The organism is Pseudomonas sp. NFR09 (assembly GCF_900111535.1).
In the GTDB taxonomy this organism is placed as follows: Bacteria; Pseudomonadota; Gammaproteobacteria; order Pseudomonadales; family Pseudomonadaceae; genus Aquipseudomonas; species Aquipseudomonas extremorientalis.
Window position 1 is genome coordinate 445,645 of sequence record NZ_FOIH01000003.1, and the last position, 12,352, is coordinate 457,996.

Sequence of the window (12,352 nt, forward strand, 5' to 3'; positions counted from 1 at the left end):
TGCGCCAAAAACAGACAACGAGCGGACCGTCCGGTTGCGACCGGACCGATCCCGGCCTATCGTCGAACCCAGGCTTTGCCTTTTGCTGTCCAACCCATCCGTATTCAGGTGACGACATGCCCACGCTGCCCCGCCCCGCCGTGCTCGAACTGATCGGCAACACGCCGCTGGTTCGGGTCAGCCGGTTCGATACCGGCCCTTGCACGCTGTTTCTCAAACTCGAATCCCAGAACCCCGGTGGCTCCATCAAGGACCGCATCGGCCTGGCCATGATCGACGCCGCCGAACGCGATGGCCGCCTGCGCCCCGGTGGCACCATCATCGAAGCCACCGCCGGCAACACCGGCCTGGGCCTGGCGCTGGTCGGCCGGGCCAAGGGCTATCGGGTGGTACTGGTGGTGCCCGACAAGATGTCCACGGAAAAAGTACTGCACCTCAAGGCCATGGGCGCGGAGGTGCATATCACCCGCTCCGATGTGGGCAAGGGCCATCCCGAGTATTACCAGGACGTGGCCGCACGCCTGGCCAGGGATATTCCGGATTCGTTCTTCGCCGACCAGTTCAACAACCCCGCCAACCCCCTGGCCCACGAAACCAGCACCGCGCCGGAGATCTGGGCACAAACCCAGCACGATGTGGATGCGATCGTGGTGGGCGTCGGCTCGGCCGGCACCCTCACCGGCCTGACGCGCTTCTTCAAGCGCGTGCAACCGGCACTGCACATGGTGCTTGCCGACCCGGTGGGTTCGGTGATGGCCGAGTACAGCCGCAGCGGCAAGCTGGAAAAGCCAGGCTCCTGGGCGGTAGAAGGCATCGGCGAAGACTTCATCCCGTCGATTGCCGACCTGTCCAGCGTGCGACACGCCTATTCCATCAGCGATGAGGAAAGCTTCGATCACGCCCGGCAGTTGCTCAAGGCCGAGGGCATTCTCGGCGGTTCCTCCACCGGCACCCTGCTCGCCGCCGCCCTGCGTTATTGCCGCGAACAGACCACGCCCAAGCGTGTGGTCACCTTTGTCCGCGACACCGGCACGCGATACCTGTCGAAGGTCTACAACGACCAATGGATGACCGACGCCGGCCTGTTGCACTACAAACACTACGGTGACCTGCGCGACCTGATTGCGCGGCGCTTCGAGGACGGCCGCGTGATAAGCGTGAGCCCCGACGACACCCTGCTCACCGCGTTCCAGCGCATGCGCCTGGCGGATGTCTCGCAACTACCGGTACTGGTGGACGGCCAGCAACTGGTCGGTGTGATCGACGAATCCGATATCCTGCTCGGCCTGCACCAGGACGCCAGCCACTTCACCCTGAACGTCGCCAGCGCCATGACCACGTCCCTGCAAACCCTGGCCCCCAGCGCCAGCCTCGCGCAGTTGCAAGCGGAGCTGGATCGCGGCCTGGTCGCCATCATTGCCGACGCGTCGGGCTTCCATGGCCTGATCACCCGCGTCGACCTGCTCAACCATCTACGGAGATCCCTTGCATGAGTCAGTCCGATAAAAGTGCGTTTGCCACCCGCGTGATCCATGCCGGGCAATCTCCCGACCCAACCACCGGCGCGCTGATGCCGCCGATCTATGCCAACTCCACCTACCTGCAAGACAGCCCCGGCGTGCACAAGGGCTTTGACTATGGTCGCTCCCACAACCCTACGCGGTTTGCCCTGGAACGCTGCGTGGCCGACCTGGAAGGCGGCAGCCAGGCGTTTGCCTTTGCCTCCGGGCTGGCGGCGATTTCGACGGTGTTGGAGTTGTTGGACGCCGGCGCCCATGTCGTGTCCGGCAATGATTTGTACGGCGGCACCTTCCGCCTGTTCGACAAGGTGCGCCAACGCAGCGCCGGGCACCGCTTCAGCTTTGTCGACCTGAGTGACCTGTCGGCCTTTGAAGCGAGTCTGCAGGACGACACGCGCATGGTCTGGGTCGAAACCCCGAGCAACCCGCTGCTGAGCCTCACCGACCTCAGCGCCATCGCACGCATCTGCCGCGCTCGCGGGATCATCTGCGTGGCCGACAACACCTTCGCCAGCCCGTGGATCCAGCGCCCGCTGGAGCTGGGCTTTGATGTGGTGGTGCACTCCACCACCAAATACCTCAACGGCCATTCCGATGTGATCGGCGGCATTGCCATCGTCGGCGACAACCCCGAACTGGCCGAACGCCTGGGCTTTTTGCAGAACTCGGTCGGCGCCATCGCCGGGCCCTTCGACGCCTTCCTCACCCTGCGTGGCGTGAAAACCCTGGCCCTGCGCATGGAGCGCCATTGCAGCAACGCCCTCGACCTGGCCACCTGGCTGGACCAACAGCCGCAAGTGGCGCGGGTTTACTACCCGGGCCTCGCGTCCCACCCGCAGCATGAACTGGCGCGCAAACAGATGCGGGGGTTTGGCGGGATGATTTCAATCGACCTGAACAGCGACCTGGCCGGCGCCAGGCGCTTCCTGGAAAACGTCAGGATCTTCGCCCTGGCCGAAAGCCTGGGTGGTGTGGAAAGCCTGATCGAACACCCGGCGATCATGACCCACGCCAGCATCCCGGCGGCGACGCGGGCGCAGCTGGGGATTGGCGATGGGTTGGTGCGGTTGTCGGTGGGGGTTGAGGATGTGGAGGATCTGCGTGCCGATTTGGCTCAAGCACTGGCACATATCTGAATAGGTTGGCTCGGTCTATGTGATGGGCGGGCTAGTTGTGGCGAGCGGGCTTGCCCCGCGTTGGGTGGCGAAGCCGCCCCAATAAAAACGCCGCATTCTTTCAGGCAGAATGCGGCGTCTGGTTTTAGGGCTGCTTCGCAGCCCAACGCGGGGCAAGCCCGCTCACCACAACAGGCCCGCTCGCCACAACAAGCCTGCTCACCACAGCACACCTGCTCAGCACAGAAAGCCAGATAGGCGTCAGGCGGAGGTGATGTTGGCCCGCGCCGCATGCAGCTTCTTGTAGCTGTCGATCAAGCGCAGATGCCGGTCCAACCCTTCCAGCTTCATGCTGGTCGGCGTCAGGCCATAAAAGCGCACATCGCCCTTCACCGAGCCAATCACCGCATCCATCCGCTCATCGCCAAACATGCGGCGGAAGTTGGCTTCGTAGTCGGCCAGTTCCAGGTCGTCGTCCAGTTCCATCTCCAGCACCGCATTCATCGCCTGGTAGAACAGGCCGCGCTCGACGGTGTTGTCGTTATATTGCAGGAACATCTCCACGCACTCCTTGGCCTCTTCATATTGTTGCAAGGCCAGGAAGATCAGCAGTTTCAGTTCCAGGATGGTCAGTTGGCCCCAGGCGGTGTTGTCGTCGAATTCGATGCCGATCAGGGTGGTGATATCCGTGTAGTCGTCCAGCTCGCTTTCGATCAGGCGCTCGACCAACGCCTGCAATTCTTCCTCGTCGAGGCGGTGCAGGTTGAGGATGTCCTCGCGGAAAAACAGCGCCTTGTTGGTGTTGTCCCAGATCAGGTCATCCACCGGGTAGATTTCCGAGTAGTCCGGCACCAGGATGCGGCAGGCGGTGGCGCCGAGGTGTTCGTACACGGCCATGTAGGACTCTTTGCCCATGCCTTCGAGAATGCCGAACAGGGTCGCGGCTTCCTGGGCATTCGAGTCTGCGCCTTCGCCGGTGAAGTCCCACTCGACGAATTCGTAATCCGACTGGGCACTGAAGAAGCGCCACGACACCACGCCGCTGGAGTCGATGAAGTGCTCGACAAAGTTGTTGGGTTCGGTCACCGCCTGGCCTTCGAAGGTCGGCGCCGGCAAGTCGTTCAGGCCTTCGAAGCTGCGGCCTTGCAGCAGTTCGGTAAGGCTGCGCTCCAGGGCCACTTCCAGGCTTGGGTGGGCGCCGAAGGACGCAAACACGCCGCCGGTGCGCGGGTTCATCAGGGTCACGCACATCACCGGGAATTCGCCGCCCAGGGAGGCGTCCTTGACCAACACCGGGAAGCCCTGGGCTTCGAGACCCTGGATGCCGGCGAGGATGCCGGGGTACTTGGCCAGCACCTGCGCCGGTACGTCCGGCAAGGCGAACTCGCCTTCGATGATTTCACGCTTCACGGCACGCTCGAAGATCTCCGACAGGCACTGCACCTGGGCTTCGGCCAGGGTGTTGCCGGCGCTCATGCCGTTGCTGAGGTAGAGGTTCTCGATCAGGTTGGACGGGAAGTACACCACTTCGCCATCCGACTGGCGCACGAACGGCAGCGAAACGATGCCGCGTTGTTCATTGCCGGAGTTGGTATCGAACAGGTGCGAACCGCGCAGTTCGCCGTCGCGGTTGTAGATTTTCAGGCAGTAGGCATCGAGGATCTCGCTCGGCAGCTCGTCGTTGGGGCCAGGCTGGAACCAGCGCTCATCCGGGTAATGCACGAACGGTGCGTTGGCCAGTTCCTCGCCCCAGAACTGATCGTTGTAGAAGAAATTGCAGTTGAGCCGCTCGATGAACTCGCCCAAGGCCGACGCCAGGGCGCCCTCCTTCGTCGCACCCTTGCCGTTGGTGAAGCACATCGGCGAATGCGCATCGCGGATGTGCAACGACCAGACGTTAGGCACGATATTGCGCCACGACGCGATCTCGATCTTCATGCCAAGGCCTGCGAGGATGCCGGACATGTTGGCGATGGTCTGTTCCAGCGGCAGGTCTTTGCCGGCGATGTAGGTGCCGCCCTCGGAAGTCGAATTCGGCATCAGCAACGCCTGGGCATCGGCGTCGAGGTTCTCGACTTCTTCGATGACAAACTCAGGCCCGGCCTGTACCACTTTCTTGACGGTGCAGCGGTCGATGGAACGCAAAATGCCCTGGCGGTCCTTCTCGGAGATGTCCGCCGGCAACTCGACCTGGATCTTGAAGATCTGGTTGTAGCGGTTTTCCGGGTCGACGATGTTGTTCTGCGACAGGCGAATATTGTCGGTGGGGATATTGCGCGTCTGGCAGTACAACTTCACGAAGTACGCCGCGCACAGCGCTGACGACGCCAGGAAGTAATCGAACGGCCCCGGTGCCGAGCCATCGCCTTTGTAGCGAATGGGCTGGTCGGCAATCACCGTGAAGTCATCGAACTTGGCTTCAAGCCGGAGGTTGTCGAGAAAGTTGACCTTGATTTCCATGGGGGCACACCAGAATAACGGCTAAACAAAAATGGCCGCCATTATGAGGTGTTTCACCGCGAAGTTTCAGGCTTTTAACCAATGGCTGGCGAATTGGCCAATGTGGATTAACCTTTTTGCGTTTGGCGCCGATGGACTGAGGGCAACCAGGGAGTAGTCGGAATGCGCAATAACCAGCCCGTAACACAGCGTGAGATTTCCCTCGCGCCTTCGCAAAAACTCATCTCCGCCACGGATGTCCGAGGGGTCATCACTTACTGCAACGACGCCTTTGTCGACATCAGCGGCTTTGAACGCGCCGACCTGATCGGCGCGCCGCAGAACATCGTGCGCCATCCGGATGTGCCACCCGCCGTGTTTGCGCACATGTGGGGTGCGCTCAAGCAAGGCCTGCCGTGGATGGGCATCGTCAAGAACCGCTCGAAAAACGGCGATCACTATTGGGTCAACGCCTACGTCACGCCGATCTTCGATGGCAGCCAGGTCGTCGGTTTCGAGTCGGTGCGGGTCAAGCCCACGGCCGATGAAATCCGCCGGGCCCAGGCCCTGTATCAACGGATCAGCCAAGGCAAACCGGCCGTCCCGCGCCAGGACGCCTGGCTGCCGGCCGCACTCGGTTGCGTGCCTTACGTGGCCACCGCAGTGGCCGGCAGCCTCGCCGGTCTGTTCCTCGACGCGCCGCTCGCAATTGCCGTGGCCGTCGCCGTCGCGGTGCCGGTGGGCGTGCTCTGCTCACGCTGGCGCCAAGGCAGCACACTGCGCCTGCTGCAGGGCGTAGAACCCTCGACTTCGGACGCCTTGATCGCCCAGATGTACAGCGACGCCAGCGGACCACAGGCGCGCCTGGAAACTGCGTTCCAAAGCCAGGCCGCGCGCCTGAAAACCTGCCTCACGCGCCTGCAGGACAGTGCCGAACAATTGAGCGCCCTGGCCGGGCAATCCGATCAGTTGGCCACCGCCAGCTCCAAGGGCCTGGACCGCCAGCGCGTCGAAACCGAACAGGTCTCGGCCGCCGTCAACCAGATGGCCGCCACTACCCAGGAAGTCGCCAGCCACGTCCAGCGCACGGCGGATGCCACCCAGCAAGCCAATGTGCTGACCGGGCGCGGCCGTGAAGTGGCACGGGACACCCGTGAGGCCATCGAACGTTTGTCCAGCGTGGTCAGCGAAACCGGCACGACCGTAGCGCAACTGGCGCGGGACAGCGACGAAATCGGCAGCGTGGTGGACGTGATCAAGGCCATTGCCGACCAGACCAATCTGCTGGCCCTCAACGCCGCCATCGAAGCAGCGCGGGCCGGTGAGCAAGGCCGTGGCTTTGCTGTGGTCGCCGATGAAGTGCGCCAACTGGCACAGCGCACGTCCCAGTCCACCACCCAGATCCACGGGCTGATTACCCAATTGCAGGCGTCGTCCAACAACGCCGTGCAAAGCATGGAGAACGGTCAACGCCAGGCCCAGGAAGGCGTGGCCTGGGTACTCGAAGCCGACCAGGCCCTGGTGGGCATCAGCGAGGCGGTGTCGCATATCACCGACATGACTACCCAGATCGCTGCCGCCACCGAGGAACAGAGCGCGGTAGCCGAAGAGATCAGCCGCAACATCACCACCATCGCCGAACTGGCCGACCAGACGTCGACCCAGGCCCGTCAATCCACGGACCTGAGCAAGGAACTGACGAACACTGCGTCCACCCAGTATGCGTTGGTGGAGCGGTTCAATCGCTGAGCCTTTGCTGAACACCTGGCTAGCCGGTTTGTTGTGGCTAGCCGGTGTCCTGTAGCTAACCGGTGACCTGTGGCGAGCGGGCTTGCCCCGCGTTGGGCTGCATAGCAGCCCCATCAATGAGAGCTGCGATGTGTCAGGTATTCCTCAGTGTCTGGTTTTGGGGCTGCTACGCAGCCCAACGCGGGGCAAGCCCGCTCGCCACAACAAGCCCGCTCGCCACAACAATTTCCTTCACTACAACATAGTATGCTTGGGTTCACCTCCGCCCAATCACGAAGCCCGCCCATGTCCATCACGGATAACCTCCTCGCCTTCACCTTCGCCGCCACCCTGCTGACGCTCACACCCGGCCTCGATACAGCCCTGGTGCTCAGGACCGCGGCGGTGGAAGGCAAGCGCCAGGCACTGCAAGCTACGCTGGGCATTAACGCCGGCTGCCTGCTGTGGGGCGCAGCGGTTGCCTTCGGTCTGGGCGCACTGATCGCTGTGTCGGAAGTCGCCTTCAACCTGCTCAAGTACTGCGGCGCCGCGTACCTGGCCTGGCTGGGGTTGAACATGCTGATGCGTCCGCGCCGCTCACTGGCCAGCGCCGAGGTGCAGGGCAAGCCGGCCGGCAACTGGTTTATCAAGGGCATGCTGGGCAATGTGCTCAACCCCAAGGTGGGGATTTTCTACGTGTCGTTCCTGCCGCAGTTCATCCCCCAGGGCCAGCCGTTGATCCTGTGGACGTTCGGCCTGGTGGGCATCCATGTGCTGCTCGGCCTGGCGTGGTCACTGGTGTTGATGGGTGCCACGCAGCCGCTGTCCGGTTTCCTGCGCCGGGAAAAGGTCATCCAGTGGATGGACCGCACCACTGGAATGATCTTCATAGTGTTTGCAGCGCGGTTGGCATTCAGCAGGCGCTGAGCCGTATGGACAGTTCGATGTCATCGGCAAACGGTACAGACACGTAGCCGTTCTCCGGTGCGCGTACGTGGGCCAGGTATTCAGGGCAGTAATCGGTGTTGTCCGCCACCACCAGCGCGCCGGGGCGCAGGTGCTTTTCCACCAGGCCCAGCACGTCGCCATACAGCGTCTTGGCGCCGTCCAGCAGCAGCAAGTCCACGCTGTCCGGCAGGCCGCTGGCCAGGGTGACCAGTGCGTCGCCTTCGCGGATATGGATCAAGTCACTCACCCCGCCTTCGATGAAGTGCTCACGCGCCAGGGCAATCTTCGAGGCTTCGAATTCGCTGCCGATCAGCACACCGCCGCCGTTGTCACGCAGCGCAGCGGCCAGGTGCAAGGTGGACAGGCCGAACGACGTGCCAAACTCCACAATCGCCCGCGCCTTGCTGCTGCGCGCCAACAGGTAGAGCAGCTTGCCGGTGTCCCGCGAGACCGGCAGCCACAGGTCCTTGAGCAGCGAATACAGCGCCACGTATTCGGTCTTGCTGCGCATCAGCCGATCGCGTTCCTCCTTGGATAGCGAGTTCACCAAGGGGCTGGTAGCGGCGCTGGCCTGGGTATAAAGACGTTCGATCAGGGGCGCCAAAGGCGCAGTGGTCAGGCTCGACATAATGGATTTCCGTAGGGTTGGGGCTAAGATGCGACTCATTCGTCGCATTAAAAGTATGCGAGTGATTCCCATCCTTCGCTATTCGCATTCGCCCTGCTTACGGAGCCCTGTATGACCCGCCGCCAGCCCCCGTGTATTTCCACGCGCAAACAGCCACAACAGGCGCGTTCCACCGAGCTGGTGGCGGCGATTCTCGAAGCGGCTGTTCAGGTTTTGGCCAAGGAAGGCGCCACCCGTTTCACCACCGCTCGGGTCGCTGAAAAGGCCGGCGTGAGCGTAGGGTCGGTGTACCAATACTTCCCCAACAAAGCGGCGATTCTGTTCCGTTTGCAAAGTGATGAGTGGCAACAGACCACCCGGATGCTGCGCAACATCCTGGAGAAACACGATGAAGCGCCGCTGGATCGCCTGCGCACGTTGGTGCATGCCTTTATCCAGTCGGAATGCGAGGAAGCGCAGATGCGCGGGGCATTGAGCGATGCGGCGCCGCTCTATCGCGATGCACCGGAAGCGCTGGAAGTCCGGGCGGCGGGCCGGGAGACTTTCGAAGCGTTCATGCTGGAGTTACTGCCTCAGGTCTCCGAGCAGACGCGCGCGCTGGCCTGCGACTTGATTCTCACAACGCTCAGTTCGGTGGGTAAGGATTTTTCTTGCAGCCCACGCACGGCGCAAGAAATCGCTGTGTATGCAGAGGGGATGGCTGATATGTTTCGCGCCTATGTAAAGGCGCTCAACCCTCCGTGAAGCGCGGCAAAGCTTGTTGCAAGTTCGCTTTGGCGAAACGGCTTGGTAAGGCCACGGCTGGCACCGACCGATATCCAACCGACCACCTGTCCGTCCACTTCCGCGACCCAAACCTTGGGCTCGTCCGATTCAATCGAGCGCATCCAAAAGGATTCACGCTGCGCCAGGGTGGCTTGCAACCCGCTCAAATACTCGGCCGGCATCCGTCAAGTAAACCCACACCTCATGACCGTTTATATTCGCCGGGTGGCGACGGGGCTATCCGGCTTCGAACAAATCGCTGTCTGGGCGCCCAGGTTGGCTGATATGTTGCGAGCCTCACGAGCAAAGGTAAGCGCTATGCCACCGTTAACCAGCAATGCCGCACTGCTGATCATCGACATGCAGCAAGGCATGAACCAGCCGAAGCTTGGGCGACGCAACAACCCCGGCGCCGAAGCGCAGATACAGCGCCTGCTGCAGGCGTGGCGGCAGTCCAACCGCACGGTGGTGCACATCCGCCACATATCCCGCTCGCCCGACTCGGTGTTCTGGCCGGGCCAACCGGGTTGCGAGTTCCAGCCGACCCTGCAACCGCTGGCGCATGAGCACGTGGTGGAAAAGAACGTCCCGGATGCTTTCACGGCCACGGGGCTGGAGCGCTGGCTGCATGTGCGTGGGGTCCGGCAACTGGTGATCGTCGGCGTGATCACCAACAACTCGGTCGAGTCCACGGCACGTTCGGGCGGCAACCTGGGTTTTGAGGTGACGGTGGTTGCCGACGCCTGCTACACCTTCGACCAGACCGATTTGTCCGGGCGCCTGTGGCCGGCCGAGGATGTGCATGCGCTGTCGCTGAGCAATCTGGCGATGGACTATGCCAAGGTTGTAGAGACCACTGAAATCCTGGATAGGTTGTGAGCATGACGCATCAGACCGGCAAGCGAATCGCCTTGCGCAGGTCTCCATGCTCGCTTTCGGCATGTGGCAGCGCATGCGTCCAGTCATAAAACGGCCCGCACGCGCCTCGATATCAGTTTATATGACGAACTGATCCAGAGTTATCAGGCCGCCGGGCTTATCCCGGCGTAAACCAACAGATAGGCCTCCAGTTCCTCTCGTTGCCCGGACGTTACAATCGCGCCGATATACCCATCAGGCCGCACCAGCACCCACTCGCCAATCGCCAGTTGGTAGGCACGTTGAAACTCACCTTGCTCGTCAATCACATCTCCCTCAGGCCCAACGATATGGACCTGCACGCCCGGCCAAGCGGGCACTGAATCACGCGTGACGCCATACCCCAGCAGTGTCCAGTGCGTGCCCTGGAACAGATGGAACAGCCGCAGCGCCTGCCCGGCGGCACCTCGGACCGGCGCGTCCGGCGCCCGGTCGCCCGCTGCAACGCCTTTACGCACGGGGCTCTTCAACGCCAGTGAGGACTCGGGGTAGCCGATGTCCAGTTGATGCACTTCCCTGCCCCGGCGCAGTTCGCCATGCTGCATTTCTCCCAGCAGTCTGGTGGACAAACCGAGCACGGAGGCAGCCACCGGCCGGCGCTCTTCTTCATAGGTATCGAGTAAAGCCTCAGGGGCGCCCTGCACCACCGCTGCCAGCTTCCAGCCGAGGTTGTAGGCGTCCTGCACACTGGTGTTGAGGCCCTGGCCACCGGTGGGCGGGTGGATATGCGCGGCGTCACCCACCAGCAGCACCCGGCGCAGGCGGTAGTGATCGGCCAGGCGTGCATTCATGGTGTAGGCCGATGACCAGCTCACGCTGTGCACCTGGACATCGGCGCGACCAGTGCGTTGGGCGATCAGTGCGGTGAGCCCTTCGGCGCTGAAGTCGATGTCGCCATCGGCCGGGATCGGCCCCTGAAGCTGGAACAGGTCGGTGCCGGCCAGCGGGCAGATCGCAATCTGGCGTTGCATATCCCCTTCGCCAAAGCGATGCCAGGCCTCACGCGTCAGGCCGGTAAGCACCCCATCCGCCACCAGGGCGCGCACGCCCAGGGTCTTGCCGGGGAAGCCGATAGCCAGCGCATGCCGGACAAAGCTGCGACCACCATCGGCCCCCACCAGCCAGCGGGCACGCAGGCTTTCTTCTCCGCCCTGGCCGGCCAGCCTGGCGGTGACGCCATCGGCATCCTGTTCGAAGCCGACCAGTTCACAACCGAACTCAGGCCAGTGGCCCAGTTCAAGCAGGCGCTCGCGCATCACCTGTTCCGTCAGAAACTGCGGCACCATCAAGGGATGCCGGTAGGGCTCGGCCGGTGTCGGCGCCTTGGATGCAGTGAATTCGGCATCGCTGTAGCTGCCATCGTCGCGGTAGCGCCGGTCAGTCGGATAGACTCCACCCACCGCCATCAAACGGTCGAGAATCCCCAGGTCCTCGAAGACTTCCTGGGACCTGGGCTGGATACCCTTGCCACGTGAGCCCTGGAATGGCTGGTGGTTTTTTTCGATCAGGCGGAAGCTGATGCCCCTTCTCGCCAGGTCGATCGCCAGGGTCAGGCCGGCGGCACCGGCACCGCAAATCAGTACATCGACAGCCAATTGCGCTTTCATATGGATCACCTATATGTGCAATACGCACATATTAAGAGAGGCCAACACCGTGTCAATTAAAAGTGTGCAAAAGGCACATATATCCGCCCAGCTGCGTGACCTGCATGGCTCATTGGTCGAGATCGTAGGGGTGATGAACCGCCCGCAACGCGACGAGGCGATGGTGCGCGAAGCCGGGATTTCCCTGGACCGCGCCCTGTTTCCGTTGCTGGTGCTGGTCGAGCGCCTGGGGCCGATTGGCGTGGTCGAACTCGCCGACCGCGTGGGCCGTGACTACACCACGGTGAGCCGGCAGGTGGCGAAGCTGGAAAGCCAGAGGTTGGTTACGCGACAGGCAAGCGCACTCGACCGCCGAGTGCGCGAGTCGGTGATCACCGAGAAAGGCAAGGCCATGACCGACCGCGTCGATGACGCGCGGGAAAGGATCGGTATGTCGATCTTCTCCACCTGGGAGGAAGGCGATTTCGACAACCTGGTGCGACTGATGCGCAAGTTTGCCGAGGACATCAAGGAGGATTCCGTGCGTGCGACGAAGGGGATTTCCTGAGGCACTACTCTTTTCCCGGGGCTGATGAGGCTTGTTGTGGCGAGCGGGCTTGCCCCGCGTTGGGGCGCGAAGCGGCCCCCTCTCTCAGGGCCACATCACTGTTTCAGGTAGACCGAGGTGTTGGGATTGGGGCTGCT

The 12,352-nt window shown here is 62.5% G+C and carries 10 protein-coding genes and 1 pseudogene; 7 read left to right on the plus strand and 4 right to left on the minus strand.

Features of this window, described 5'->3' with window-relative positions:
* Positions 1–116 precede the first annotated feature (116 nt).
* Positions 117–1,493, plus strand: coding sequence for a pyridoxal-phosphate dependent enzyme (locus BMX59_RS09565; RefSeq protein WP_093121158.1), 1,377 nt, complete (start codon positions 117–119; stop codon positions 1,491–1,493).
* Entirely contained in the window at positions 1,490–2,656 is a 1,167-nt protein-coding gene (locus BMX59_RS09570; protein ID WP_093121159.1) for a cystathionine gamma-synthase, read from the plus strand. The genes BMX59_RS09565 and BMX59_RS09570 overlap by 4 nt, the downstream gene beginning before the upstream one ends.
* 240 nt (positions 2,657–2,896) lie before the next feature.
* Here BMX59_RS09570 and BMX59_RS09580 read toward each other — a convergent pair whose 3' ends face one another.
* Positions 2,897–5,095 (minus strand): OsmC domain/YcaO domain-containing protein, encoded by a 2,199-nt coding sequence (locus BMX59_RS09580; protein ID WP_092243988.1) that lies wholly within the window; start codon positions 5,093–5,095, stop codon positions 2,897–2,899.
* Between the two features lie 222 nt (positions 5,096–5,317).
* Between BMX59_RS09580 and BMX59_RS09585 the strand changes: the two genes are divergently transcribed.
* Together BMX59_RS09585 and BMX59_RS09590 are read left to right on the plus strand one after the other, a co-directional pair.
* Complete coding sequence (locus BMX59_RS09585) at positions 5,318–6,823, plus strand: methyl-accepting chemotaxis protein (RefSeq protein WP_371914368.1); 1,506 nt, start codon at positions 5,318–5,320, stop codon at positions 6,821–6,823.
* 285 nt (positions 6,824–7,108) lie between these two features.
* Positions 7,109–7,729, plus strand: a complete 621-nt coding sequence (locus BMX59_RS09590; protein WP_092243993.1) for a LysE family translocator — start codon at positions 7,109–7,111, stop codon at positions 7,727–7,729.
* Here the strand turns inward: BMX59_RS09590 and BMX59_RS09595 are convergent.
* Positions 7,716–8,378 carry an O-methyltransferase gene (locus BMX59_RS09595; protein WP_093121161.1) on the minus strand — a complete coding sequence of 221 codons (663 nt, stop codon included), beginning with the start codon at positions 8,376–8,378 and terminating at the stop codon, positions 7,716–7,718. The genes BMX59_RS09590 and BMX59_RS09595 overlap by 14 nt on opposite strands.
* A gap of 111 nt (positions 8,379–8,489) precedes the next feature.
* On the opposite strand from BMX59_RS09595, the gene BMX59_RS09600 reads away from it, so the two are divergent.
* Positions 8,490–9,122 carry a TetR/AcrR family transcriptional regulator gene (locus BMX59_RS09600; RefSeq protein WP_093121162.1) on the plus strand — a complete coding sequence of 211 codons (633 nt, stop codon included), beginning with the start codon at positions 8,490–8,492 and terminating at the stop codon, positions 9,120–9,122.
* 53 nt (positions 9,123–9,175) lie between these two features.
* On the opposite strand, the pseudogene BMX59_RS30720 reads toward BMX59_RS09600, so the two are convergent.
* Positions 9,176–9,325: pseudogene (locus BMX59_RS30720) on the minus strand (GNAT family N-acetyltransferase); the annotation flags it as partial.
* A 136-nt stretch (positions 9,326–9,461) separates the two neighbouring features.
* Between BMX59_RS30720 and BMX59_RS09610 the strand changes: the two are divergent.
* A complete protein-coding gene (locus BMX59_RS09610) occupies positions 9,462–10,022 on the plus strand; it encodes a cysteine hydrolase family protein (RefSeq protein ID WP_093121163.1) in 561 nt (186 codons plus the stop codon).
* A 143-nt stretch (positions 10,023–10,165) separates the two neighbouring features.
* On the opposite strand, the gene BMX59_RS09615 is transcribed toward BMX59_RS09610, so the two are convergent.
* Positions 10,166–11,668: an FAD-dependent oxidoreductase gene (locus BMX59_RS09615; protein ID WP_093121164.1), complete on the minus strand. Its 1,503-nt coding sequence runs from the start codon at positions 11,666–11,668 to the stop codon at positions 10,166–10,168.
* Positions 11,669–11,717: 49 nt separating this feature from the next.
* Here BMX59_RS09615 and BMX59_RS09620 point away from each other — a divergent pair, with 49 nt between their 5' ends.
* The gene (locus BMX59_RS09620; protein ID WP_256572944.1) at positions 11,718–12,215 is read left to right on the plus strand and encodes a MarR family winged helix-turn-helix transcriptional regulator; all 498 of its coding nucleotides are present in this window, start codon (positions 11,718–11,720) and stop codon (positions 12,213–12,215) included.
* The last annotated feature ends 137 nt before the right edge of the window (positions 12,216–12,352 follow it).